The sequence below is a fragment of the Accumulibacter sp. genome, from assembly GCF_031732815.1.
Lineage (GTDB): Bacteria > Pseudomonadota > Gammaproteobacteria > Burkholderiales > Rhodocyclaceae > Accumulibacter.
The window spans coordinates 1-25,347 of the sequence record NZ_JAVMKF010000003.1; the positions used below are offsets into that span (position 1 = coordinate 1).

Here is a 25,347-nt window from a genome sequence, read left to right on the forward strand (position 1 = left end):
CTTGCCGGCGCAGCCGAGGTCACCGGCTTGGCCGGCGCCGCCGCACCTGGTGCAGAGGCTGCCGCCGGCGCGCTGGCCGCAGTCGGCGTACTGGCGGCGGCGGCCGGAGCTGCCGCCTTCGCCGCCGGAGCGGCCGTCGCCGCGCTTGCCTTACCGGTGGTTGCGCCACTCAAGGTCACGTCGGACCTCATCTTGCCGAGCACGGCCGGACCGATGCCGGGAACCTTGAGCAGATCATCCACCGTCTTGAACTCGCCGTTCTTTGTCCGGAAGTCGATGATCGCCTTGGCTTTCGCCGGGCCGATACCGGTCAACATCTGCAGTTCCTTCTCGTTGGCGGTATTCACGTTGACGCCGGCAAGAGCGTTCAACGTCACCATCAGCAGGGCAAGCAACAGGGTAATGATCTTGGGCATGGAACTCCTCCAGTTGGGATGGGTTGGGCGAATCACCGGGCCGGGCGCGGTCGCCCGTGTCTTGCAAATACCATGAACGGCCACCGGTCGGCTGGCGTTGACCAGCGGCCAGAAATAGCCGAAGAGTATGACCGATCCGCCGCCCCGGTCATCGGCGCACCGGCTTGCGGTAGCCGAGCGCCTGCGAAATCGCACCGGCAGTTGCCTTTACCGGTTTGACCCACTCCGGATTGTGGCGATCGGCCGGAGCCGAAACTGACAGACCAGCGACGACCTGTCCCTCGTCGTTGCGGATCGGTGCGGCAATGCAGCGCAAACCAATCTCCGCCTCCTCGTTGTCGTCGGCATAGTCGTGCCGGCGGATCTTGTCGAGTTCTCTTTCCAGCGCGTCGAGCCGCGTCAGCGAGTGCTGCGTCTTGCCGGGAAGGCCGGTGCGTCGGGCGTAGGCGCGGACTTCGCTCAGACCGTCGGCCGCGAGAAAGAGTTTTCCAACCGAGGTGAGATGCAGCGGCGCACGCCCACCAACCAGGTAGACGACGCGCAGCAGCGAGCGATCGCTGGACGTGCGCTCGACGTAAATGATCTCGTCTTCCAGCCGGATTCCGAGATTGACCGCCTCGCCGATCAACTCGTGCAACTGCTGCATGTGCGGCAGGGCAATCTGCCGGATGCTGATCCGCGACTTGACGATGTTGCCCAGTTCGAGCAGCCGGATGCCCAGCGCGTACGTTCCCGCCTCGTGCCGTTCGACGAGTGCGGACCCGGTCATCGCAGCGAGAATCCGGTGTGCGGTCGACGGATGCAGACCAGTGCTTTGCGCCAAGACCTTGAGGCTGACCGGATCGGACGCATGGGCCAGGGTATCGAGGAGCGACATCATGCGCTCAATGACCTGAATGGAGCCCTGTTCTGCCTGCTGTTCCGCCATCGCTGTCGCTTCGAACCTTCCGTTTTGCCGTGCGGGAGACTAACATTGCACGCTCACAGTGCACGTTCTGCCTACCGCCGAGCCTCCCCGCGTCATACGGCAGTATCTTACCATCATGCGCCTTGCCCTGCGCCTTGTCTGTCGGCAGACGACCATCGGCCCGCCTTTGCCGTGCGACGCCGGTCGGCAAGCCGGTCGACGAACAGTTCCGGAGATTGATCGATGACGCACGCCAGCCGCGAGATCCAGGCAATCCCCTTGTGGATCAACGGACACGCTTTTCTGACCATGGCCCCGGCCTTTTGCGAAGTGCGCGAAGTGCACAGCGGTCAAACCCGGCGGCGTACGCCACTGTGCGGCGCGCGCGAGGCGCTGGCGGCGGCCACAGCGGCCCGCGCCGCGCTTGACGACTGGTCAGCCAGCAGCCCGCAGCGACGGGCAGCGCTGCTCGCAGCGCTAGGTGAAGCACTCGCCGACCTTGCCGAGCATTTTGCCGGTTTGATCAGCGAGGAAAGCGGGAAGGATTCGGGCGCTGCGCTGGCCGAGGTCGAGGCCGCGCTGGCGCTCCTGCGCGTCGCCGGACAGGGCTCGCCCGGCACGCCTCGAGCGCTCGTCGCTGCCGTCGTCAGTGACCAGAGCGCACCGCTCCTTGGCCCCCTGCGCCTGGCGGTTCCACTGCTGCTTGGGGGCGCGACGCTGATCGTCAAGCCGAGTCCGCAGGCTCCTTCCGCCGCTTTTGCGCTGGCCGAGCTTACCGCCTGCAGCGACTTCCCGGCCGGCGTCTACAACATCTTGCACGGCGATCTGAAGGTCGTCGAGGCGCTCTGCTCGCTGGCCACCGTCGACGGGTTGGCATGCGCCGGCGACAGCGCGCTGTCCGGCGAGGTACAGGCGATCGCCGCGCGACACAGCAAGCCGATCGTCGGCTGAACGCGTGTCGCTCGCGACGCCTGGCTGGCGCGCCTGGCTTCTTTGCCTGGCGGTGCTCATCCTGCCCGGCCGCTGCCCGGCGACAACCGTCGCCGCGGCAGCCGACCTGCAGTTCGCGCTCGCCGAAATCGTCGCCGACTACCGCCGCACAACGGGTCGTCAGGTATCGGTTGCCTACGGTTCGTCCGGCCACTTCGCGCGACAGATCGCCCAAGGGGCGCCCTTCGAACTGTTCATTTCGGCCGACGAGGAGTATGTTCTGCGGCTCGCCGCGCAGGGAAGGCTGCGCGATACCGGTCGACTGTACGCAATTGGCCGCTTGGCGCTGCTCGTACCGCACGGCTCGCCACTGACGGCTGACGAACGACTGAGTGGCCTGGCCGCGGCGATCGCCGACGGACGCCTGCGGCGACTGGCAATCGCCAACCCCGAGCACGCCCCGTATGGCCGCGCCGCACGCGCCGCGCTCGAACACGCCGGTCTGTGGAGTGCGCTGCAGGGCAGACTCGTGCTCGGCGATAACGTCGCGCAGGCAGCCCAGTTCGCCCTCAGCGGATCGGCTGAGGGTGGTATCGTCGCCTGGTCGCTCAGTCGTTCGCCCGAGTTGGCGAGGCGCAGCAGCGCAGTTCTCATTCCCGCCGCCTGGCATCCCCCGATCCGCCAGCGTATGGCATTGACGCGCGGTGCAGATGAGGCGGCAGCACACTTTTTCGACTACCTGCAACAACCGGCCGCACGCGCAGTCCTCGCGCGCTACGGTTTCCTCCTGCCGGAAAACTGAGTCACCGACAGGCCAGGGCGCACGACCCCTACCAGCACCCGACGGGAAATTTAAATTGGATAGGCGACGAGTAAGAAGCATGCCGATGAACAACGCTGCTGATTGGCCGCGGCGTAGACCTGCAGCCAACAGCTGAGCGGGCGATGGACTGGCAAGCCCTGGCGCTTTCGCTGCAACTGGCGAGTGCCACCGCGCTCGTGCTGCTCCCGCTCGCCATCTGGCTGGCACGCTGGCTCGCCTGGTCAAGCGCACGCGGGCGCAGCGCGCTCGAGGCGCTGATCCTGCTGCCGCTCGTCCTGCCGCCAACGGTGCTGGGCTATTACCTGCTCCTCGGCTTTGGTGGCGAGTCGATGCTGGGTCAGCTTTATCACGCACTGAGCGGGCGAACGCTGGTCTTCAGCTTCGACGGACTGCTCGCCGCCTCGTTGATCTTCAATCTGCCGTTTGCCGTCCAGCCAATGCAGCGCGCCTTCGCTGCCATCCCGCGCGAAATTCGCGAGGCCGCCTGGGTCTCCGGGCTATCGCGCTGGCAGACCTTTCTGCGCATCGAACTCCCCCTTGCCTGGCCAGGTGTCGCCGCGGCACTCGCGCTCTGCTTCGCCCATACGCTGGGTGAATTCGGCGTCGTTCTGATGGTCGGCGGCAGCCTGCCGGGCGAGACCAAGACGATCGCCATTGCCATCTACGACCAGGCGCAGGCCTTCAACGATTCGGCTGCCGCCAGCATGTCTGCCTTCCTCCTCGGCCTGTCCTTTGTCGCCGTGCTACTCGTTTCCCGACTCGGTCGCAGGCGTGCCGGCCGATGGGACTGAGCGCGCACATCGAACAGTCGGCACCGATTCCGCTCGCCGCCGACATTGTTTGCAAAGGCGGCGAGTTGCTCGCGCTGGTCGGCCCCTCGGGTAGCGGCAAGTCGACCCTCCTGCGCTGCCTGGCTGGCTTGCACCGACCGACCAGTGGGCACGTTGTTTGCGGGGAGGAAACCTGGTTTGATCCCAGGCGGGGGATCGACCTGCCGCCGCAGCAAAGACGCGTCGGTTTTGTCTTCCAGCACTACGCCTTGTTTCCCCATTTGACGGCGCTCGCCAACGTCATGCTGGCGCTCGCCGACGTGCCGGCGAACGAGCGCGCGCGGCGCGCGCGTCATTGGCTGGCGCGCGCCAACCTCGAAGGTTTCGACCACCGTCGCCCTGACGAACTGTCGGGCGGGCAACAGCAGCGCGTCGCGCTGGCCCGTGCGCTGGCGCGCGAACCGCGCGTACTGCTGCTCGACGAACCGTTCTCGGCGGTCGACCGGGTGACCCGGCGTAAACTGCTCAACCAGTTGATCGACCTCCGGCGCTCGCTGGCCATCCCGATCGTTCTGGTCACGCACGACCTCGAAGAAGCAACGCTGCTCGCCGACCGGATGACCGTTCTGCACCGTGGCCGCACGCTGCAGACGGCAACACCGGAGGAAATGCTCGCACGGCCGGCAAGCGCGCTGGTCGCCCGCCTGACCGACCAGCCCAACCTGTTTGTCGGCAAGGTCGTATACCAGTCGCGCGCGACCGACACGACGGTCATCGATTGGCTGGGCCACAGCCTGAGCGCGACGTACCATGCCGATTTCACCCCCGGCGAAGCCGTCTGCTGGGTCATTCCGGAAGCAGGCGTCGTGCTCGTCCGCGAGCACCAGCTCGAACGCGAGAACACGCTCTACGCGCTGGTAAGCGAGCGACTCGCCTGGCGGGGACACGCAACGGTCACCGCGCGCGTCGGCAAGCAGCGCGAGGCGGCCCTCACCTTCGCCATCGGGGCATCGGTTGCCATGCGCCGGAGCATTGTCCCGGGCGCCGTCGTAGCGCTGCAATTGCAGAAGTCGGCCATCCGCCTGCTGCCCGCCGACGCTGCCGCCGGCGCCCCAGCCACCGTCGACCGGGTCGATTCCTGCTATCCTCGTTCCTTGCCTGGCGAGCCAACGGCGCCGCGGGCGCGCAGGAGTTCCGAATGAGCTTCCTTTCGCTGCTGACCGTCTTGCTGGTCGAATACCTGCGGCCTCTGCCGTACGGCCGCTTTGTGCAGACGCCCTTGGCGCGTCTGGCCGACTTCCTGGAAAGCCGGCTCAGCGCCGGCGAGCGGCGGCAAGGGATACTTGCCTGGTGCATCGGAGTCGGCGGACTGATCGCCGCCGGCGCGGCGATCAGCGCGCTGCTGAATAGCATGAGCCCCCTGCTTGCCTGGCTGTGGGACGTTTTCATTCTGTATCTGGCAATCGGCTTTCGCCGCTTCGGCGATCGCTGCAATGCGCTACTGCTCGCCTTGCGACGAGGCGAAACGGCGCGCGCAGCCGGACTTCTCGCTGCCTGGCGTGGCTGTGCAACGGGTAGCCAGCGACCGGCCGACCTTGCACGGCTGACGATAGAAGAAACGCTGGCCGCGTCGCACCGCCACCTTTTTGCCGTCCTGGTCTGGTTCCTCGTCCTGCCAGGACCGTGCGGCGCCATCCTTTACCGGACCAGCGCCTCCTTTGCCGAGGCCTGGAGCAAGCGGCAAGACACCGAATGTGACGACTTCGGAAGCTTCGCACGGCGAAGCTTTGCTATCATTGACTGGCTTCCTGCGCGATTTACGGCAGCCACCTTCGCCATCGTCGGCAATTTCGAGGATGCCGTCTATTGCTGGCGTTCGCAAACGGACCGCTTTCCGGACGATGGACTGGGCATCGTTCTGGCGAGCGGGGCCGGCGCGCTGGGGGTTCGTCTCGAAATGCCGGACAACGCAGCGCGCGCAATCAGCGAACGGGTTGTCCTCGGTACCGGCGAAGAAGCAGAGGTAGACTTCATCGAGAGCGCCGTCGGACTGGTCTGGCGGGCTCTCGTGCTGTGGGTGTTGTCGTTGTTGCTACTGGGGCTTGCCGGACTGGTAGGCGTTTGATCGATTCTATTACAGGAGTTTCTTCATGAGCAGAGAAGTCGTTGTACTTAGCGCGGCCCGTTCAGCCATAGGCACATTTAATGGTTCCCTGGCGAACATGGAGCCGCACGAACTGGCCGGCATCGTGATGAAGGAGTCGATCGCCCGTTCCGGTGTCGACGCACAGGAAATCACCTACGTTACGGTGGGCAACTGCATCCCGACCGACTCACGCTTTGCCTATGTCGCCCGCGTTGCTTCGATTCAGGCCGGCCTGTCGATGGATTCGGTAGCCATGGCAGTCAACCGTCTGTGCGCGTCCGGCCTGCAGGGTGTCGTCACCACCGCGCAGAACATCATGCTGGGCGACGCAGACTATGGCATCGGCGGCGGCGTCGAAGTGATGTCGCGCGGTTCGTACATGCTGCCGGCCATGCGCGCCGGTGCGCGCATGGGCGACGCCAAGGCGATCGACATGATGGTCGCGACGCTGAACGACCCCTTCGGCGTCGGCCATATGGGAGTAACCGCTGAAAACCTGGCGAAGAAGTGGAACATCAGCCGGGAAGAGCAGGACGAGTTGGCGGTCGAATCGCAGCGCCGCGCGGCAGCGGCGATTGCCGAAGGGCGCTTCAAGTCGCAGATTGTTCCCATCGTGCTCAAGACGCGCAAGGGCGATGTCATTTTCGACACCGACGAGCACGTCAAGGGCGGCACCACGGTCGAGACGCTGGCCAAAATGAAGCCGGCTTTCATCAAGGACGGCACGGTAACCGCCGGCAACGCTTCCGGAATCAACGACGGCGCAGCCTTCCTCGTCCTCGCCGCGGCCGATGTCGCGGCAGCCGCCGGACGCCAGCCGATTGCGCGCCTAGTCTCCTACGCCGTTGCCGGAGTACCGAATGACGTCATGGGCGAAGGCCCGATCCCGGCCACCAAGGCAGCGCTGAAGAAGGCCGGTCTGACACTCGACCAGATGGATGTCATCGAGTCCAACGAGGCGTTTGCCGCGCAGGCAATCGCAGTCACCAAAGGCCTGGGCCTCGACCCGGTGAAGACCAACCCGAACGGTGGCGCGATTGCGCTTGGTCACCCGGTCGGCTGCTCCGGCGCGTTCATCGCAACCAAGGCCATTTACGAGTTGCAACGGATCGCTGGCAAGTACGCGCTGGTCACCATGTGCATCGGCGGAGGCCAGGGCATTGCGGTGATCTTCGAACGCGCCTGAGCGTTTCACTGGGACGGACCCGACCGCAGCGCGGTCGGGTCTTTTTTTCCCTTGGCCGAACGCGCGACGGCAACCGCAGGCCGCTGCACGGTGTGCCGAAGGCCCTTGCCGCACGACTGGCAAGGCTCGCCACGGCCGGCGGCAAGCGCGAACTGGTGCTACACTTGCAGGCGATTGGAGGGAGGCAGCGATGATCGTCATAGAGCAGAAACCCAAGCGCGTCGAGCTTACCGTATATGCGGAATTCACCCTGGCCGACTACAAGGAGTTTGAATACGCGGTCAACGCCTCTGTCCCGTTGGTCGGCGAGGTTGACCTCCTGTTCGACCTGCGCGAGATGGCCGATTTCACGCTTGACGTCGCCTGGGAAGACATCGTCTTCGCGCGTGCTCATGCGAATGATTTCCGTCGCATCGCCGTGCTCACGCACAGTCAGTGGGTCGCTTGGAGCGCCTGGCTGTCGCAGATTTTCGTGCATGCCGACATCGAGATATTCGACGAAGAAAGCGAGGCGCGTGCCTGGCTCGACGACGAAGAAGCAGCGGCCTGATTTCCCGCTGAGGGCGATCGCCAGCCTGCACAGCGCGCGTAGCAGGCGGGATGGCGGCGCGTCAGAGGTGTCTCAGTTGAGCAGCAAGTCGGCCGCCGCGTCGGCGATTTCGTCGAGCGAGAGCCTGCCGTCTGGCCTGTACCACTGACTGCTCCAGTTGAGCAGACCGAACAGAAAAAGGCGTACCGGTGGCGCACTTCGCCGCAAGCGGCCGTGGGTCACCAATTCGTCAAGCGTTTGCTGCCAGACAAGCTGATAGCTGTCGGCGAGCAGGGCAACCTCGCGCCGCGCGGCCGGTTGCAAAGAACGGGCTTCGTTGAGCAGCATGGGCGCATGACATTGTCCTTCAAGCAGGTTGCCCAGATGCGTACGAATCATCACGCGCAGGCGTCGCTCGGGATCATCAATTCCTGCGATCGCCGCCTGCAGGCGGCGCTGACCGGTATCCAGCCCGGCCAGCATGGCCGCCTTGAGCAACTCGTGCTTGCTGCGAAAGTGATAGAACGGGCTGCCCGAGCGCATGCCGACGGCTTCGGCAATGTCACGCGTTGTCGTCGCCGCGAAACCTTTGTCGACGAAGAGGCGTGCTGCCGCGCGCAGCAGTTCGTCGCGCCGATTCGCATCGAGCGCCGAGCCTTGCCGCTTGCGCTCAGCCGTCATCGCCAGGCACAAGCATCACCCCGACTGCCGGGCAAGCAAGCGGCACGTAGTCGCAGTTGCCGTCCCGGCAGCGATCCGCCAGGCGAGCGACCAGCCGGTCAGAGCACTGCAGCAAGGCGCGTACCCTGATCGATCGCACGCTTGGCGTCCAGTTCCTGGGCGACATCGGCACCGCCGATCAAGGAAACGGGGACCTGTGCTGCGCGCAGGTCGGCCTCGAGTTCACGGCGCGCCTCCTGGCCCGCGCAGATAATCACATGGTCGACTGCCAGGCAATGCGCCTGACCGTCAAGTACGATGTGCAGGCCGGCATCGTCGATGCGCTCGTAGGTCACCCCGGAAAGCATCTGCACGCCGCGCTTCTTGAGCAGCGTCCGGCGAATCCAGCCGGTTGTTCGCGCCAGTCCGTCGCCCGGCTTGCCTGCCTTGCGCTGCAGGAGCCAGACCTGGCGTCGCGCAACTTCCGGCTGGGGCGTCGCCAGACCGCCGCGCGCGGAATACTCGGCGTCGATTCCCCATTCCTGCTGAAAGCGTGCAATCTCCTCGCGATCGTCGTCCACGTGGGTCAGGAACTCTGCCACATCGAAACCGATACCTCCCGCGCCAATGATCGCTACCCGTGCTCCGGCGACGCGATATCCCTCGATGAGGTCGGTATAGAAGATGACTTTCTCGTGCTCGATACCGGGCAGTTGCGGGCGACGCGGGGTGACCCCGGTCGCCAGTACGACATGGTCGAAACCGGCCGTGATAAGGTCGGCCGCCTGGCACCACTTGCCGAGTTCAATCGTCACCTCGGCCCGCGCCAACTGGACGGCAAAGTAACGCAGGGTTTCGCCAAACTCCTCCTTGCCTGGAATGCGCCGAGCCAGATTGAACTGCCCGCCGATTTCGCCGGCTGCCTCGAACAGGGCCACCTGATGACCGCGCTGTGCGGCGTGCAGCGCGCACGCCATGCCGGCCGGCCCGGCGCCGACGACGGCAATTCTTTTGACTGCCGTCGTTCGCCCGATAAGCAATTCGGTCTCCCGACAAGCACGCGGGTTCACCAGGCAGGTACTCGGCCGGCCAGCAAAGATTTCGTCGAGACACGCCTGGTTGCACGCGATACACGTGTTGATCTCGTCGGCGCGCCCGGCCGCCGCCTTGTTGACGAAGTCCGCGTCGGCGAGAAACGGGCGGGCCATCGAGACCATGTCGGCACAACCGTCGGCAATCACCTCTTCGGCAAGCTCGGGGGTATTGATCCGATTGGTCGTGATCAGGGGAACGCCCACCTGGCCCATCAGGCGTTTGGTGACCCAGGTGAACGCCGCCCGCGGAACCATCGTGGCGATCGTTGGAATCCGTGCCTCGTGCCACCCGATGCCGGTATTGATCAGCGTCACGCCAGCCGCTTCGATCGCTTTCGCCAGGCTGACGATCTCATCCCAGGTGCTGCCACCTTCGACCAGATCGAGCATCGACAGACGGAAGATGATGATGAAGTCGACACCGACCGCAGCGCGCACTCGGCGAACGCTTTCGACGGCAAAGCGGATGCGATTCTCGAAGCTGCCACCCCAGGCATCGTCGCGGAGATTCGTCTGCGGCGCGATGAACTGATTGATCAGATAACCTTCCGATCCCATCACCTCGACGCCGTCGTAGCCGGCGAGACGGGCCAGGCTGGCGCAACGCGCATAGTCGTCGAGCGTACGCTCGATGTCCTGTTCACTGAGTTCGCGCGGACGAACCGGCGAAATCGGCGCCTGGCTGGCCGATGGCGCAACCGCACCGCGATGGTAGGCATAGCGTCCGGTATGCAGAATCTGCAGGGCGATCTTGCCACCTGCCCGATGCACCGCCTCGGTCACCTGCCGGTGCTCCTCGGCCTGCGCTGCGTTCTCCAGCACCGCTGCACCCGGCATCACCACGCCATCCTGGTTGGGCGCAATGCCGCCGGTGACAATCAAGCCTACGCCACCACGCGCCCGTTCAGCGTAGAAGGCAGCCAGGCGGGCGAAGCCCTGCGGCGATTCCTCCAGGCCGGTATGCATCGAACCCATCAGAACGCGATTCTTCAGCGTGGTGAATCCGAGGTTGAGCGGGGCGAGCAGGTGCGGGTACGCTTTCGCGAACATTCTGACTTTCTCCTGGGACGGGTTGGTCTTTCGATGACAGGAAACGAATTCAAGCAAACGCTTGCTTGATTATCGCCGATCAACCAATGGCGAACAAGGGGGAGGACTGAATAAATTGAGTCCTCCAGCGCGCATGCCAGAGTCGAATTTGCGCTACCATCCGGCAGGCAGGTTGCGCGTGCCGGCTTGCTGCCCGGTCAGATGTACAGCCTGGGAAATTTACAATCACTTGACAAGGAGGGTTTCGATGCGACGCGAACTGGCAGTGGTTTCGACTCTTGCCGCTCTCGGTTTTGCCGGGACGGCCTGGGCGACGGAGTTCGGCACACCGGGCGAGGCTAAGGCCATGCTCGAAAAGGCTGTAGCCGCCGTGAAAGCCGACAAGGCAAAGGCGCTGGGAATGTTTGCCAAAGGCGAGGGCGGCTTCAAGGACCGCGACCTCTACCCCTATTGCGGAGGCCCGGACGGCAACTTCACCGCCCACCCGACGCTCCTCGGCAAGAGCCTGAAGGACCTGAAGGACAAGACCGGCAAGCCGCTCGGCGCCGAGGTGTACGCCGCCGCCAGCGAGGGCGCTATTGCCGAAGTCGCTTACATGTGGCCGCGTCCGGGACAAACCGAACCGGTAGCGAAGGTGGCTTATGTCACCAAAGTCGGCGATCAGGTCTGCGCGGTCGGCTACTACAAGTAGTTGTCGGCACGCCAGCCGGGGTACCGCGCCGCCCGCGGGCTCGCCAGAACGACGCCCGCGGGAGGATCAGACCTGATCCTCCCGCGGGCGCGTTTGCCAGATGAGCTTGCCCGCCGGAACGCTGACGCCGGCGGCCCAGGCCGCTGTTCTGGCCCTAGTAGATCTCTGGAATGAAGGTCTGATCAGAGATCGGCGGCCGGACGTAGCCGTGTTCGCTCTGCCGCGGCGGCAGAACGATCGGTTCCGGCGTCAGGTCCTCGTAATCGATCATGTTGAGCAGGTGAGTGATCACGTTCAGGCGAGCACGCTTCTTGTCGTCGCCGTCGACCACGTACCAAGGCGCCTGCTTGATGTCGGTATGCGCGAACATCGCGTCCTTGGCCTTCGAGTACTCGACCCAGCGCGCGCGCGATTCGAGGTCCATCGGGCTGAGTTTCCAGTGCTTCTCCGGATGGAAGATGCGCTTCTGGAAACGCCGCTCCTGCTCTTCGTTGCTCACCGAGAACCAGTACTTGATCAGAATGATTCCGCTGCGAACGAGCATCCGCTCAAATTCGGGACAGGTGCGCAGGAACTCGCGGTATTCCTCGTCGGTGCAGAACCCCATGACGCGTTCGACGCCGGCGCGGTTGTACCAGCTACGGTCGAACAGGACCATCTCGCCGCCGGCTGGCAGGTGCTGCACATAGCGCTGGAAATACCATTGCGTCTGTTCGCGATCGGTAGGCGCCGGCAATGCGACGACGCGCGTCACCCGCGGGCTGAGGCTCTCCGTGATACGCTTGATCGTTCCACCCTTGCCCGCAGCGTCGCGTCCTTCAAACAGGACAACGACCTTCAGCTTCTTGAACTTGATCCACTCCTGCAGCTTGACCAGTTCAATCTGCAACCTGGCCAGGGTCTCTTCGTAGAACTTCAATTTCAGCGCAGGCTTGCGCGAACCGTTGCGCGCCGATGCGTCAGCCGTCGTTTCCTCGGCGCTGGCCGCCTTGCCGTTGTCGTCAGACTTCGCCTTGCTCTCGCCCTGCGCTTTCGCCTTGCCCGCAGCCTTCTTCGTCGGGGCATTCTGTCCGCTGCTCCCGCCGTTACCCTTTGCTGAAGTGTGCTTGCCGGCTGCCTTGGCTGCCGCCTTGGCTGGCACCGCATTCTCGGCCGCCGGGGGGGGCGCCGGGCTCTCGGCCTCGCTGGCGGTGCTGGCTGGCTGACTGGCCGGCAATTCATCACCCGAGACGGGCTTTTCTTCACTCATTGGTGCCTCCATTGTGTGGTTTTGCGTCTGACTGGCCTGGGGCGCCAATTATCGTCTCTTTTTCCGCGGAAATGAACACTCTTGCGCACAAAACGTGCAAGCTTTGCTGGACCGGCAAGAATTTCGGCCGGGACGCTTCGCTGCCGAAGGGTCCCGGCCGGTGCCGGATAGCGAAATTCCCGGCGCCAGGCGCCGGTCGCAGGGCCTCGCTCAGGCGAGCGCGGCGAACGCCTGAACCACCTCAGGCGGAGCTTGCACCAGTTCGATCAGCACACCTTCGCCGGCGATCGGAAACTCCGGGCTGGCTTTTGGATGCAGGAAGGTGATGTCGAAACCGGCAGCACCCTTGCGAATCCCGCCCGGGGCAAAACGCACGCCGTTGGCAGTCAGCCATTCAACCGCCTTGGGCAGGTCGTCGATCCACAACCCAACGTGATTGAGCGGCGTGGCATGCACAGCCGGCTTCTTCTCCGGGTCAACCGGTTGCATCAGATCGACTTCGACCTTGAACGGGCCCTTGCCCATCGCCGCGATGTCTTCGTCGACGTTCTCGCGCTCACTGACGAAATTGCCGGTGATCTCGAGCCCCAGCATGTCGACCCACAACTGGCGGAGTTTCATCTTGTCAGGACCGCCAATGGCGATCTGTTGAATACCGAGAACTTTGAAAGGACGCTGTTGATTCATTGCATGGTCTTTCTGGATGTGAGGAGGTTGCATGAAAAGGTTCTGCCGCCGACCAACTAGGCGACTAGGCGTCGCGGGCAGAACGGCGGATGGCGGCGGCACAGGCAAGCTGCCCGTCGCGCGAAAAGGCTTCGACGTTTTCTTCGATCGAATCCAGGTCGTAAAGATAGTTGACCATCATTCCATAAGATTGCCGGCGACCACGTGCCGACGAGTCGGCCTGGTAATTGAGGCGCTCGATGCGCGCGCCGTTACCGAGATGAAAGCGTGCCACCGGATCGACCGGCCGCCCGCCACGACCGGTGTTCAGCAGATAACGCGCGGCCAGGCGAGCAAGTCCGTGCTGCAGAGCACGCACCAGGCGCGTGTCTTCGGCCCAGCGATCGCCGGCAAGCAGCGTGCGCAAGTCCTCGGCAGCAGTGACCGGTGGGTCATTTGCCGCCAGATGTCGGCCGATGCGTTCGAGGTCGGCCGCGCTGAACGCCTTCTGCCACTCCTCCGGGCTCTTCTCGGCCCAGCGCCTGAAGGTGGGTAGCGGCGAGAGCGTAGCAAAAGTGGTCAGCCGCGCATAATCGCGCTTCAAGTCCTCGACCACCCGCTTGAGCAGAAAATTGCCGAAGGAAACGCCGCGCAGGCCGACCTGGGTGTTCGAGATCGAATAAAAGATCGCTGTGCTGGCGCGCTGTGCATCGAAAACCGGAGCCTGCTCATCGAGCAGCGCCTGAACGTTGTCGGCCAGGTGGTCAGTCAGGGCGACCTCGACAAAGATCAGCGGCTCCATCGGCATGCGCGGATGGAAGAAGGCGTAGCAGCGGCGATCGGAGTCGAGCCGGTTCTTCAGATCGCTCCACGAGCGGATTTCGTGTACCGCTTCGTACTCGATCAGCTTTTCGAGCAGCGCCGCCGGCGAACTCCATGTGATCCGCTGCAGTTCGAGAAAGCCGACGTCGAACCACGCCCCCAGGCGGGCCTCGAGTTCGCGGTCGAGTGACTGCAGCGCAGAGTCCTGTTCGGCATAGCGCAGCAGATCGGCGCGCAGATCGACGAGAAACTTGACCCCCTGCGGCAGCGCATTGAACTGCGTGAGTATGCGCAGGCGGGGCGAGCGCATGGCGTTGCGCAGCTTCGATTCGGCCGTCCATTGCGCGTCGCTGCCAATCGCCGCCAGGTAGGCAGCGTGCGCCGTCGCAACCTGATCCGGATCGGGCCCGAACTCGGTGGCGATCAGCCGCAGGAAGCTGCTGCGTCCCGCGTCGTCGAGGCGCAGATACGTGTCGGCCAGACGAACGGCGCGTTGCCTGGCCGACACCTCACCGCCGACTGCCGTCGCGCATTCGTGCAGCAGGTCGCGCGTGCGCGCCAGCTCCTTCCCTTCCAGACGACGCAAGCCGCTTCCCTCAGCGAGCAAGGTGCGCACCTTGCTCAGTCCGCGACTGACGATTCCTGCAGGCATTTTCTTCTCCTCTGTCTTGCGCCCGGTGTGCCAGCCGGATCAGTCGGCACGGCGATAGGCGAAGACGACAAAAGCGAGTCCAACCAGGATCATTGGCAGTGACAACCACTGCCCCATGCTCACCGTATGCGAAAACCCGAAGATCCCCGCGTCAGGCGCGCGAAAATACTCGGCAACCCAGCGGAAGACGCCGTAACCGATCAGGAAAACCCCCGAAATCGCACCTCGTGGCGTGCCCTTGCGCGCTAATGGCCAGAGTATGGCAAACAGCGCGAGCCCCTCGAGACCCGCTTGATAGAGCTGCGAGGGATGGCGTGGCAAGCCATCGACGTGCGGAAAGACCATTGCCCACGGCAGGTCCGGATCGGCCACCCGGCCCCAGAGTTCGCCGTTGATGAAGTTGCCGAGGCGGCCGCAGGCAAGGCCCAGCGGCACTAGCGGGGCAATGAAGTCGGTCAGGTCGATCCAGGCCCGACCGCTCTTCCGGGCGTACACGGCCATCGCGACAAGAACGCCGAGCAAACCACCATGAAACGACATGCCCCCCTTCCACAGGGCGAAGATCTCCAGCGGCTGGGTCAGATAATAGCCAGGTTCGTAGAATAGAACCTGTCCCAGACGACCGCCGAGGACGACGCCGAGTACACCGTAGAAGAGCAGATCGTCGAGTTGTCCGAGCGTCCACCCCTGGCTGATCACCGCCGGTTGCCGGAGGATGCGTCGACGGCCAAGCCACCAGAACTGGGCGAAGGCAAGCAGATACATCAGCCCGTACCAGTGCACCTTGAGCGGACCAAGCGACAGCGCGACAGGGTTGAACTGAGGATGAATCAGCACGCCGGTAACACCTCAGAGCTTTCGGATAGAATCCCGATTATATCCTTCCCACCTTCGAGCGCGCTTGCCTGGAGATCTGCCATGCCCCACTATCGTTCACGCACATCCACCCATGGCCGCAACATGGCCGGCGCGCGCGCGCTCTGGCGGGCTACCGGAATGCGCGACGGCGACTTCGGGAAGCCGATCATCGCCGTCGTCAATTCATTCACCCAGTTCGTACCCGGTCACGTTCACCTCAAGGATCTCGGGCAACTGGTCGCACGCGAGATCGAGGCGGCTGGCGGCATTGCCAAGGAGTTCAATACCATTGCAATCGACGATGGAATCGCGATGGGGCACGACGGGATGCTCTACTCGCTGCCTTCGCGCGACCTGATCGCCGACTCGGCCGAGTACATGGTCAATGCGCATTGCGCCGATGCGATGGTCTGTATCTCGAATTGCGACAAGATCACGCCCGGCATGCTGCTTGCCGCACTACGGGTGAACATTCCGACCATCTTCGTCTCGGGCGGCCCGATGGAGGCCGGCAAGGTGAACTGGGGGGGCAAGCTGATTGCCGTCGATCTCGTTGATGCAATGGTCAAGAGTGCCGACACCGCCTGTTCGGACGAAGAGGTGGACTCGTTCGAGCGATCGGCCTGCCCCACCTGCGGCTCGTGCTCAGGCATGTTTACCGCCAATTCGATGAACTGCCTGACCGAAGCACTGGGCTTCTCGTTGCCCGGCAACGGAACCTTGCTGGCCACCCACGCCGAGCGCAAAAGCCTCTTTGTCCAGGCCGGCCGCCGCATCGTCGCGCTTTGTCGGCGCTACTACGAGGACGACGACGCCTCGGTGCTGCCGCGCAGCATCGGCAGCTTCGCCGCTTTCGAGAACGCCATGGCGCTGGACGTTTCGATGGGCGGTTCGACAAACACCGTCCTGCATATTCTGGCCGCAGCGCGCGAAGCCGGCGTCAACTTTACGATGGCAGACATCGACCGCATCTCGCGCCGCGTTCCCTGCCTGGCCAAGGTCGCTCCGGCAACGCCCGACTACCACATCGAGGACGTGCACCGTGCCGGCGGCATCTTCGGCCTGCTCGGCGAACTCGAGCGCGCCGGCCTGATTCATCGTGACGTTCCGACGGTGCATGCGAGCAGCCTGGGCGAAGCGATCGATACCTGGGATGTGCGGCGCACGCAGGATAGACACGTGCTCGATTTCTTCAAAGCGGCGCCCGGCGGGATTCCGACGCAGACGGCGTTCTCCCAGGACCGGCACTACCCGGACCTCGACCTCGACCGCGCCCGCGGATGTATCCGCAATCAGGCCAATGCCTATTCGCAGGATGGCGGCCTCGCCGTTCTTTACGGCAACATCGCGCGCGACGGCTGCATCGTCAAAACCGCCGGCGTCGACGAGAGCATCTGGCTGTTCCGCGGCACAGCGCGCGTCTTCGAAAGTCAGGACGACGCCGTGAACGCCATCCTGGGCGATCAGGTCAAGCCGGGCGAGGTGGTCGTGATTCGCTACGAAGGGCCGAAAGGTGGACCCGGAATGCAGGAAATGCTGTATCCGACTTCGTATCTGAAGGCGAAAGGACTGGGCAAGGTCTGCGCCTTGCTCACCGACGGGCGCTTCTCGGGCGGCACCTCCGGCCTGTCGATCGGACACGTTTCACCCGAAGCCGCCGAAGGTGGCGCGCTCGGCCTGGTGCTTGACGGCGACGTGATCGAAATCGACATCCCGCAGCGGCGCATTCACCTGGCACTCGACGAGGCCGAACTGGCAGCCCGCCGGGCGGCAATGCTCGCCCGCGGCGATGCCGCCTGGCAGCCGGCGGTTCCCCGCCAGCGCGTCGTTTCGCACGCCCTGCAGGTCTATGCGCTACTCGCCACCTCGGCGGCAACCGGGGCCGTACGCGATCTCGGGCAGATCCAGGCACGGTGACCGGCGCGCTTGAGCCGGAGCGCTCGGCGGGCGCGGCCAGACCTCCGGCGACTGCGCGTCTCGCCCACACCGAAGCGTCAACGAGGGCAGCTCAGGTGCGTTTAGCGGCTGGTGGTAGGCGCTCCCGGCAAGGTACGTTAACAGTCTTCCCAACTTGCCCGAAGTGAAATACTATCCGACTGTTTCAACCCACCCATCCGAACGGAGTAAGAGCATGAAAGCGATCCACGTGTGCCTGCTGGCTGCGGCCGGCATCCTGTCTGCCGGCGTCGCCCAGGCCGATGAAGCCCTGGCCAAGTCAAAGAACTGCCTGTCGTGCCACGCCATCGACAAGAAGCTGGTCGGCCCGGCTTACAAGGATGTGGCGAAAAAGTACACGGCCAAGGACGAAGCGATGCTGGCGGAAAAGGTGATCAAGGGTGGCAAGGGCGTATGGGGTCAGGTACCGATGCCGCCAAACGCTGCTGTGAAGCCGGAAGAAGCCACCAAACTGGTCAAGTGGATTCTCAGCCAGAAGTGATCTTCGGCGCAGCAAGAAGACCGGCCGCTGGCCGGTTTTTTTGTTTTTGTGCCGCCTGAGCAGCCGGCGAAGTGCTCGCGCAGCCACGCGCATGTTGACAAGGTCATGATGTGCTTGGACAATCGCCCGTTCGCCATCCCAGTAACACCACAACATTGGAGGTAAAACTCATGGACCATGTACGTATTCCCGGTGTACTTGTCGTTCTGGCTGCTTCGCTGGCGGTGATTGGCTGTGGTAAGAAGGAGGAACCCAAGGCTGCCGCCCCAGCCCCCGCGCCCGCCGCCGCAGCGCCCGCGCCGAAGCCCGAGATGGTCGTCAAGATCGGCCATGTCGCCCCGCTGACCGGTCCCATCGCGCACCTCGGAAAGGACAACGAGAACGGTGCACGCCTGGCGGTCGACGATGCCAATGCCAAGAAGATCGAGATAGACGGCAAGGTCATCAAGTTCGAACTGCTCGGCGAGGACGACCAGGCCGATCCGAAGACGGGTACGGTCGTCGCCCAGAAACTGGTCGATGCCAAGGTCGCCGGCGTCGTCGGTCACCTTAACTCGGGCACGACGATTCCCGCCTCGGCGATTTACAATCAGGCGGGACTGCCGCAGATCTCACCCTCGGCCACCAATCCGAAGTACACCCAGCAGGGCTTCAAGACAACCTTCCGCGTCATGGCGAATGACATTCAGCAGGGTTCGGTCGTCGGGACCTACGCCGCCAAGGATATGGGCGCGAAGAAGGTAGCCATCATCGACGACCGCACGGCTTATGGTCAGGGCTTGGCGGACGAGGTCGAGAAGGCCGCCAAGGAAGCCGGGGCGAGCATCGTCGCGCGTGAATTCACCAATGACAAGGCGACTGACTTCAAAGCCATTCTGACCAAGATCAAGGCGAAGAACCCGGATGTCATCTTCCTCGGCGGGATGGATGCAGTCGGCGGTCCGATGCTCAAGCAGATGAAGGAATTGGGCATCAAGGCAAAGTTCACCACGGGTGACGGCGGCTGCTCGCCGGAGTTGATCAAGCTGGCCGGACCTGCATCGGAAGGCGTAATCTGCACGCAGGCCGGGCTGCCGGTTGATAAGCTGCCCAATGGTCAGAAGTTCGTCGAAGATTTCACCAAGAAGTACGGCCAAATCCAGATTTATTCGCCGTACAGCTACGATGCCGTGATGGTGCTGATCGACTCGATGAAGCGGGCGAACTCGGTCGACCCGGCCAAGTACCTGGCTGAAGTCGGCAAGACCGCGTATGACGGTGTTACCGGCAAGATCGTGTTTGACGAGAAGGGCGACATCAAGAACGGGGCAATCACCGTTTTCGAGATCAAGGATGGCAAGCTGGTCACCCTGAAGACGGAAGGCGGTACGGCAGCAGCCGCGCCGGCACCCGCTGCCGCACCGGCCGCTGCGCCGGCCGCCGCTCCGGCTCCGGCTCCGGCTCCGGCTCCGGCTCCGGCTCCGGAAGCGAAGAAGTAACCTGTCGCAAGAGGCTGGGCAAGCCTCGCAGCGCGCGGCACGGCAGCCTGGCTGCCGTGCCGGCACTTGCCAGCTGGCGGCAACTGTCCAGCCATGTCGTGCGCAGCCGGGGGCGATTCTCCGGCAGCGCTCCGCAGCACGCTGGCGGTCCGCGCACGATGCCTGTCACGCGATAATCTGGTGCGAAAAATCTGACCATGGATACTCTCATCCAGCAACTGATCAACGGCGTCACGTTGGGCGCTGTCTATGCCCTCGTTGCCCTGGGTTACACAATGGTCTACGGCATCATCGGGCTGATCAACTTCGCGCACGGCGAAGTGGTGATGATCGGCACGATGGTCGCCTTCACAGTCATCGTCTCGCTTGCCGGTTCGGGAATGCCGCCCTTGCTGATCCTCACCCTCGGACTGGTCGTCTCGACGCTGGTCTGCATGGTGCTGGGCTGGGCACTCGAACGCGTCGCCTATCGCCCGCTGCGCCACGCCCCAAGATTGACCCCGCTGATTACCGCGATCGGCATGTCGATCGTCCTGCAGAACGTGGCGATGATCATCTGGGGGCGCAATTACATCACCTTTCCCCCGATGATCAACAAGCAGATTTACGACCTGGCTGGAGCGAGCTTCACCAACGTCCAGGTGTCGATCGTCCTTCTTGCAGCGCTCATGATGATCGGCCTGATCTACCTGGTGCACCGCACGCGCATCGGCATGGCCATGCGCGCTACCGCACAGAATCCGCAGGTTGCGTCGTTGATGGGAGTGGATATCAATCGCGTGATTGCCATGGCCTTCGTCATCGGCTCGGCCTTGGGCGCCATTGCCGGCTGCATGGTCGGCTCCTACTACGAAATCGCCCACTACCAGATGGGTTTCATGCTTGGCCTGAAAGCGTTCACCGCGGCCGTTCTCGGCGGCATCGGCAACCTCGCCGGAGCGATGGCCGGTGGCCTGCTGCTCGGCATCATCGAGGCGCTTGGTGCCGGTTACATCGGCGATCTGACCGGCGATTTCCTCGGCAGCCATTATCAGGACATCTTTGCTTTCATCGTCCTCATCATCGTCCTGATGTTTCGTCCATCGGGTCTTTTTGGCGAGCGCACTGGAGATCGGGCATGAGCAACGCGGTCAAACCCCTGGGGCGGCACCAGCATTGGCTGGCTCTGCTGCTGATCGGTGTCGTACTCCTCCTCGTGCCTTTCGTTGCCGCTCTCGGCGGACAGGCCTGGGTGCGCATCGCCAACTTCGCCATTCTTTATGTTTTTCTGGCGCTCGGTCTGAATATCGTCGTCGGTTACGCAGGCTTGCTCGATCTCGGCTACGTTGCCTTCTATGCCGTGGGCGCCTACACCTATGCCCTGCTCGCCTCGCCGCACTTTGCCATTCACCTGCCCTTCTGGGTGATCCTGCCGTTTGGCGCCGGGTTGGCGTGCATCTTCGGCGTTCTGCTCGGAGCGCCCACACTCAAGTTGCGCGGTGACTATCTGGCAATCGTCACATTGGGCTTCGGGGAAATCATCCGCATCTTCATGAACAACCTGAATGCACCGATAAACATCACCAACGGCGCGCAGGGAATTACTCTGATCGATCCGATCCGCATCGGCGACTTCTCGTTGTCGCAAACGAGCACCGTCCTGGGTGTGACGCTGAGCGGACCACAGAAGTACTACTTCCTGCTTGTTGCCCTGGCCATTCTGGTCATCGTGATCAATATTCGCCTGCAGGACTCCCGCATCGGCCGCGCCTGGCAGGCAATTCGCGAAGACGAAGTGGCTGCCAAGGCGTGTGGTATCAACACACGCAACATCAAGCTGCTCGCTTTTGCCATGGGCGCTTCGTTTGGTGGCATCGCTGGCGGCGTCTTCTCCGCCATGCAGGGCTTTGTCAGCCCGGAGAGCTTCTCGCTGATGGAGTCGATCACCATCCTGGCCATGGTTGTCCTGGGGGGAATGGGACATATTCCCGGCGTAATTCTTGGTGCGGTGCTCCTGACCGGCCTGCCGGAGGCACTACGCTACGGGATAGAACCTCTTCAGAAGATGGTTTTCGGGCGTATGCTGATCGACCCGGAGAGTCTGCGCATGCTTGTCTTCGGCCTGGCTCTGGTGTTGGTCATGCGTTTTCGCCCAGCCGGACTGTGGCCCTCACCGCAGCGCCGGCGAGAGCTGTCCGAAAGCACGGACTGACCATGAGCACGCAACAGATTCTTCTCGAAGCGCATGCCGTTGCCAAGCACTTCGGCGGGGTCAAGGCGCTGCACGATGTCTCACTGACGATTCGGCGGGGCGAAATCTATGGCCTGATCGGGCCAAACGGCGCCGGCAAGACAACCTTTTTCAACTGCCTGACGGGTCTTTACAGGAACGAAAGCGGGCATTTCGTCTTTGACGGCACGCGGCTCGCAGCCGATGCCCCGCACAAGGCAGCGGAGGTTGGGATCGCGCGCACGTTCCAGAACATTCGTCTGTTTGGCAACATGACGGCGCTCGAAAACGTCATGGTTGGGCGCCACTTGCGGACGCGCGCCGGAGTCCTCGGGGCGATTACGCGCAACTCGACGACGCGCGCCGAAGAAGCAGCGATCACCCGTCGTGCGGAAGAACTCCTGCACTACGTCGGCATCTACGAACGCGCGCACGACTACGCCAAGAACCTGTCCTACGGCGATCAGCGGCGCCTGGAGATTGCCCGTGCGCTTGCCACCGAACCCAAGCTGCTCGCCCTCGACGAGCCTGCCGCCGGCATGAACGGGACAGAAACCGACGCCCTGCGCGTCCTGGTTGAGGGAATCTGCCGGGACGGAGTGACCGTCCTGCTGATCGAACACGACGTGAAACTGGTGATGGGGCTGTGCGGGCGAGTCGCCGTGCTCGACTACGGCGAGAAGATCTGCGAAGACGTGCCAGCGGTCGTACAACGGGATCCGCGCGTCATCGAGGCTTATCTTGGCGGCTCACTGGCCTGAAGAAACGGATCAGATATGCTCGAAGTCAATGGCTTGCGCGTTTCCTACGGGGGAATTCAGGCAGTTCGCGGAATCAGTTTTCATGTCGCCGAAGGTGAGATGGTGGCACTGATCGGTGCCAACGGCGCCGGCAAGAGCAGCACGCTGCGCGCGCTGGCCAGACTGGTCAATCCAGTCGGTGGAAACATTCGATACCGCGGCAAGGAGCTTCTCTCACTGCCGGCGCATCAGTTGGTCGCTGAGGGCATCGCGCTGGTCCCCGAGGGGCGAGGCATTTTCCCGCGCATGACGACCAGCGAGAACCTGCGCATGGGCGCTTTCAGCCGCAACGACAAGCAGGCGGTCGAAGGCGATCTGGAACACGTCTTCAGCCTGTTTCCACGCCTCGCCGAACGCGCGCAGCAGGTGGCCGGAACCCTGTCCGGAGGCGAGCAGCAGATGTTGGCGATCGGTCGTGCGCTGATGAGCCAGCCGAAGTTGATGCTGCTCGACGAACCGTCGATGGGCTTGGCGCCGATCATGGTCCAGAAGATCTTCGAGGTGATCCGCACGGTCGCCAGCCAGGGGATGACCATCCTGCTCATCGAGCAGAACGCCAAGCTGGCGCTGGAAGTCAGTCAGCGAGGCTACGTCATGGAGAGCGGCACGATCAGCCTAACCGACGAATCGGCCAGACTGCTCGCCGACCCCAAGGTGCGAGCTGCCTATCTCGGCGAGTGAATCGCCGCGCGCCTAGAACTCCATCGATTCGGCAAACGCCAAAGCCTGCAGTTGCGCGCGGTTGACTGCGTCCGCGCGCAGCCCGAGCATCGCCGCCTGCGCGGCCATTCCCGCGCCATCGGCACGCTCGCTGGCCAACGCCAGGTCGAGAAAAGGCCCGTAGCGGCCGCCGTTGCCAAGCAGGGCGTCGGAAATGGCATCCGGCAGGCGCATCGTTTCGAGCACCTGCTCCATGCTGATGCCGAGCAGGATATCGAGCAAGGAGAAAGCGCCGGTGATGAACAGGTTGTCGTACTCGGAGCGGTCAACCAGGCCGTGCGCCAGCAGTTCGAGCAGACGCGCACGCCATAAGGCGGTGTGCATCAGCGCGGTGGCCATCGGATCCTTGCTGGCCGTGGCCAGCAGCAGTGAGAGCCAGCGGTTCAGCTTGTCATAGCCGAGGATGCTCACCGCATGGCGGAACGACTGAATCTCGCACGACAGACCAAAGCCCGCCGAGTTGATATAGCGCAACAGCTTGTAGGAGATCGCCACGTCCTGGCGCAGGATCGCTTCAATTTCGCGGATTTCCGCGTTCTTGCGGACAAGATTGAGCACGCGCACGATGTTCGCCTGTCCGGGCGTCAGCGTCTTGGCCGACTGATTGATCCCCTTTGTGAAAAACCAGCCACACGCGGCGCTCAAGCCTGCGTCCAGGCAGGCGTGAAAATCCTTGCTGCTCTCGACATTGAATGCAATGCCGATGCCGAGCGCTCGCGTGCGTGCACCCAGCATCTTCAGTTGTGGCAGGCTGAACTGCTGCGCGTCTAAACCGATAAAGCGAAACTGGACGGCTGCCGACAGCGCCTGAACGGCAGCGGAATCAAACTGGAGACAGACGCTGGGCTGCCACACCTGCAATGCGCTGAGCAAGGCTGGAGCGTGGTCGCCAACCAGGCTGGCAGCGGGAATCTCGATCACCGCGTTCCTCGGCGGCGACCAGTCAAGTACCTCGGCCGTGCAGTTCGCCTTGCCACAACTGATGAAAAGTGGCTTGTCGCCGGGCGGCCAGACACTGGCAAGCGCGTTGAGCGTGCCCACTGCGTCAGCCATGGCCGCCCCGCCATCGAGGTTCAACACGAGGCGCGTGGCAATGATCCTGCTCTGACGATTGACCATCGACTGGTGCGACAGGAAAACTTCACGCATGGTCTTCTACCCTTTCCGCGGCATCATCGGAGGCGCCGATTGCCCCAATTGTATCGGCCGCGAAGTCGAAGGAATCGGCAAAGAAGTCTTCTCCCGGCAATCCGCAGCGGGCCAGAAAATCCCTGCGGCTGGCGGCAACCATCGCCGGCGAACCACAAACATAGGCCTGACAGCCGGCAAGCTGCGGCCAATCGGCCATCACCGCTGCATGCACCAGACCCGTGCGGCCGCTCCAGCGATCGTCTTCCAGCGAGTCCGAAAGGACCGGAACGAACCGGATGTTGGCATGCTGACGGGCCCATCCCTCGGCAAGCTCAAGCAGGTAGAGGTCGGCGCGCCGGCGCCCACCCCAATAGACATGCAGCGCGCGCGAACTACCCTCGGCAATCGCCTGCTCGACGATTGCCTTGACCGGCGCGAAGCCGGTACCTCCGGCGACCAGCACAGCCGGTTTGTCGGGCGCGTCGCGCAGAAAGAAGCTGCCAAAGGGGCCGCGGAGACGCAGAATGTCACGCTCCTTCATCTGGCCGAAAAGGCGATCGGTAAAGCGTCCGCCGACGATGTGGCGCACGTGCAATTGCAGACAGCCGTCCGCCTGCGGCGAATTGGCCAGCGAGAAAGCGCGCCGCCGACCTTCGCCGAGCAGGATGTCGATGTACTGACCGGCACAGAACTCCAGCCGGTCGCCGGTGGGAAGCTTGAGGTCAACGAGCATGACATCGGGAGCAGCACGGGTAAGTCTGACGATGCGCGCCGGCAGGGTGCGAATCGGAGTATCATTGCCGGCTGCAGCTTCGCGGCATTCTATGCTCAGATTGCTGCGCGCTCTGGCGCAGCAGAAAAGCGCCAGACCCGCTTGCCGATCCACTGCACTGAGCACCGCGAACTGTGCCTCGCCGTGTTCGACCTGACCAAGCAGCACGCGCCCCCGGCACGCGCCGCACACGCCTTCGCGACATCCGTACGGCAATCTGACCCCTTGCCGCAACGCCCCGGCGAGAATGGTCTCGTCCGGTTCGACCAGAAAAGCACGCTGACTTTCCTGAATGGTGACCTGATAAACCATTGCCTATACGCTGATGTCTGAACCCGGAAGAATCGCACC

Annotated in this window: 25 protein-coding genes; 15 read left to right on the top strand and 10 right to left on the bottom strand. The window is 63.5% G+C overall.

Annotated features, from left to right (window positions below; all coding sequences use genetic code 11):
- Together RKP46_RS00105 and RKP46_RS00110 are read right to left on the bottom strand one after the other, a co-directional pair.
- A partial coding sequence (locus RKP46_RS00105) for a helix-hairpin-helix domain-containing protein (RefSeq protein WP_311104739.1) occupies positions 1 to 416 on the bottom strand: 416 nt, incomplete at its 3' end.
- Positions 417 to 564: 148 nt separating this feature from the next.
- Positions 565 to 1,344: an IclR family transcriptional regulator gene (locus tag RKP46_RS00110; RefSeq protein WP_311104740.1), complete on the bottom strand. Its 780-nt coding sequence runs from the start codon at positions 1,342 to 1,344 to the stop codon at positions 565 to 567.
- A 222-nt stretch (positions 1,345 to 1,566) separates the two neighbouring features.
- On the opposite strand from RKP46_RS00110, the gene RKP46_RS00115 reads away from it, so the two are divergent.
- From RKP46_RS00115 to RKP46_RS00145, 7 genes are all read left to right on the top strand, one after another.
- On the top strand, positions 1,567 to 2,274 hold the full coding sequence (locus tag RKP46_RS00115; protein WP_311104741.1) for an aldehyde dehydrogenase family protein: 708 nt from the start codon (positions 1,567 to 1,569) through the stop codon (positions 2,272 to 2,274).
- Positions 2,275 to 2,278: 4 nt separating this feature from the next.
- Positions 2,279 to 3,055 (top strand): molybdate ABC transporter substrate-binding protein, encoded by a 777-nt coding sequence (modA, locus tag RKP46_RS00120; protein ID WP_311104742.1) that lies wholly within the window; start codon positions 2,279 to 2,281, stop codon positions 3,053 to 3,055.
- Between the two features lie 143 nt (positions 3,056 to 3,198).
- Positions 3,199 to 3,867 carry a molybdate ABC transporter permease subunit gene (modB, locus tag RKP46_RS00125; RefSeq protein WP_311104743.1) on the top strand — a complete coding sequence of 223 codons (669 nt, stop codon included), beginning with the start codon at positions 3,199 to 3,201 and terminating at the stop codon, positions 3,865 to 3,867.
- The gene (locus RKP46_RS00130) at positions 3,858 to 5,048 is read left to right on the top strand and encodes an ABC transporter ATP-binding protein (RefSeq protein WP_311104744.1); all 1,191 of its coding nucleotides are present in this window, start codon (positions 3,858 to 3,860) and stop codon (positions 5,046 to 5,048) included. The genes modB and RKP46_RS00130 overlap by 10 nt, the downstream gene beginning before the upstream one ends.
- Positions 5,045 to 5,971 (top strand): CobD/CbiB family protein, encoded by a 927-nt coding sequence (locus RKP46_RS00135; RefSeq protein WP_311104745.1) that lies wholly within the window; start codon positions 5,045 to 5,047, stop codon positions 5,969 to 5,971. Before RKP46_RS00130 ends, RKP46_RS00135 begins: the two co-directional genes overlap by 4 nt.
- A gap of 25 nt (positions 5,972 to 5,996) precedes the next feature.
- Positions 5,997 to 7,178, top strand: a complete 1,182-nt coding sequence (locus tag RKP46_RS00140) for an acetyl-CoA C-acyltransferase family protein (protein WP_311104746.1) — start codon at positions 5,997 to 5,999, stop codon at positions 7,176 to 7,178.
- Between the two features lie 190 nt (positions 7,179 to 7,368).
- Positions 7,369 to 7,728 carry an STAS/SEC14 domain-containing protein gene (locus tag RKP46_RS00145; protein WP_311104747.1) on the top strand — a complete coding sequence of 120 codons (360 nt, stop codon included), beginning with the start codon at positions 7,369 to 7,371 and terminating at the stop codon, positions 7,726 to 7,728.
- A 72-nt stretch (positions 7,729 to 7,800) separates the two neighbouring features.
- Here RKP46_RS00145 and RKP46_RS00150 read toward each other — a convergent pair whose 3' ends face one another.
- Both RKP46_RS00150 and RKP46_RS00155 read right to left on the bottom strand, forming a co-directional pair.
- Entirely contained in the window at positions 7,801 to 8,388 is a 588-nt protein-coding gene (locus RKP46_RS00150; protein ID WP_311104748.1) for a TetR/AcrR family transcriptional regulator, read from the bottom strand.
- A 98-nt stretch (positions 8,389 to 8,486) separates the two neighbouring features.
- Positions 8,487 to 10,511 carry an NADPH-dependent 2,4-dienoyl-CoA reductase gene (locus RKP46_RS00155; protein WP_311104749.1) on the bottom strand — a complete coding sequence of 675 codons (2,025 nt, stop codon included), beginning with the start codon at positions 10,509 to 10,511 and terminating at the stop codon, positions 8,487 to 8,489.
- 247 nt (positions 10,512 to 10,758) lie between these two features.
- Between RKP46_RS00155 and RKP46_RS00160 the strand changes: the two genes are divergently transcribed.
- Positions 10,759 to 11,202, top strand: coding sequence for a cache domain-containing protein (locus RKP46_RS00160; RefSeq protein WP_311104750.1), 444 nt, complete (start codon positions 10,759 to 10,761; stop codon positions 11,200 to 11,202).
- 154 nt (positions 11,203 to 11,356) lie between these two features.
- On the opposite strand, the gene ppk2 is transcribed toward RKP46_RS00160, so the two are convergent.
- The 4 genes from ppk2 to lgt form a co-directional block, all read right to left on the bottom strand.
- A complete protein-coding gene (gene ppk2 / locus RKP46_RS00165) occupies positions 11,357 to 12,451 on the bottom strand; it encodes a polyphosphate kinase 2 (RefSeq protein WP_311104751.1) in 1,095 nt (364 codons plus the stop codon).
- Positions 12,452 to 12,661: 210 nt separating this feature from the next.
- Positions 12,662 to 13,138, bottom strand: coding sequence for a VOC family protein (locus tag RKP46_RS00170; RefSeq protein ID WP_311104752.1), 477 nt, complete (start codon positions 13,136 to 13,138; stop codon positions 12,662 to 12,664).
- Between the two features lie 64 nt (positions 13,139 to 13,202).
- Complete coding sequence (locus RKP46_RS00175) at positions 13,203 to 14,591, bottom strand: malonyl-CoA decarboxylase (RefSeq protein WP_311104753.1); 1,389 nt, start codon at positions 14,589 to 14,591, stop codon at positions 13,203 to 13,205.
- A 39-nt stretch (positions 14,592 to 14,630) separates the two neighbouring features.
- The gene (lgt, locus tag RKP46_RS00180; RefSeq protein WP_311104754.1) at positions 14,631 to 15,428 is read right to left on the bottom strand and encodes a prolipoprotein diacylglyceryl transferase; all 798 of its coding nucleotides are present in this window, start codon (positions 15,426 to 15,428) and stop codon (positions 14,631 to 14,633) included.
- Positions 15,429 to 15,509: 81 nt separating this feature from the next.
- On the opposite strand from lgt, the gene ilvD reads away from it, so the two are divergent.
- The 7 genes from ilvD to RKP46_RS00215 all read left to right on the top strand — a co-directional run bounded on the left by ilvD (position 15,510) and on the right by RKP46_RS00215 (position 23,054).
- Positions 15,510 to 17,366: a dihydroxy-acid dehydratase gene (ilvD, locus tag RKP46_RS00185; RefSeq protein WP_311104755.1), complete on the top strand. Its 1,857-nt coding sequence runs from the start codon at positions 15,510 to 15,512 to the stop codon at positions 17,364 to 17,366.
- Positions 17,367 to 17,580: 214 nt separating this feature from the next.
- Positions 17,581 to 17,886, top strand: a complete 306-nt coding sequence (locus RKP46_RS00190; RefSeq protein ID WP_311104756.1) for a c-type cytochrome — start codon at positions 17,581 to 17,583, stop codon at positions 17,884 to 17,886.
- A gap of 170 nt (positions 17,887 to 18,056) precedes the next feature.
- Positions 18,057 to 19,364: a branched-chain amino acid ABC transporter substrate-binding protein gene (locus RKP46_RS00195; RefSeq protein WP_311104757.1), complete on the top strand. Its 1,308-nt coding sequence runs from the start codon at positions 18,057 to 18,059 to the stop codon at positions 19,362 to 19,364.
- A 197-nt stretch (positions 19,365 to 19,561) separates the two neighbouring features.
- On the top strand, positions 19,562 to 20,485 hold the full coding sequence (locus tag RKP46_RS00200; RefSeq protein ID WP_311104758.1) for a branched-chain amino acid ABC transporter permease: 924 nt from the start codon (positions 19,562 to 19,564) through the stop codon (positions 20,483 to 20,485).
- Positions 20,482 to 21,555 carry an ABC transporter permease subunit gene (locus tag RKP46_RS00205; RefSeq protein WP_311104759.1) on the top strand — a complete coding sequence of 358 codons (1,074 nt, stop codon included), beginning with the start codon at positions 20,482 to 20,484 and terminating at the stop codon, positions 21,553 to 21,555. The genes RKP46_RS00200 and RKP46_RS00205 overlap by 4 nt, the downstream gene beginning before the upstream one ends.
- Positions 21,556 to 21,557: 2 nt before the next feature.
- Positions 21,558 to 22,334, top strand: a complete 777-nt coding sequence (locus tag RKP46_RS00210) for an ABC transporter ATP-binding protein (protein WP_311104760.1) — start codon at positions 21,558 to 21,560, stop codon at positions 22,332 to 22,334.
- A gap of 15 nt (positions 22,335 to 22,349) precedes the next feature.
- Positions 22,350 to 23,054 carry an ABC transporter ATP-binding protein gene (locus RKP46_RS00215; RefSeq protein WP_311104761.1) on the top strand — a complete coding sequence of 235 codons (705 nt, stop codon included), beginning with the start codon at positions 22,350 to 22,352 and terminating at the stop codon, positions 23,052 to 23,054.
- A 12-nt stretch (positions 23,055 to 23,066) separates the two neighbouring features.
- On the opposite strand, the gene RKP46_RS00220 is transcribed toward RKP46_RS00215, so the two are convergent.
- Both RKP46_RS00220 and RKP46_RS00225 read right to left on the bottom strand, forming a co-directional pair.
- A complete protein-coding gene (locus tag RKP46_RS00220; RefSeq protein ID WP_311104762.1) occupies positions 23,067 to 24,242 on the bottom strand; it encodes an HDOD domain-containing protein in 1,176 nt (391 codons plus the stop codon).
- A complete protein-coding gene (locus RKP46_RS00225) occupies positions 24,235 to 25,308 on the bottom strand; it encodes a CDP-6-deoxy-delta-3,4-glucoseen reductase (RefSeq protein ID WP_311104763.1) in 1,074 nt (357 codons plus the stop codon). The genes RKP46_RS00220 and RKP46_RS00225 overlap by 8 nt, the downstream gene beginning before the upstream one ends.
- Between the last annotated feature and the right edge of the window lie 39 nt (positions 25,309 to 25,347).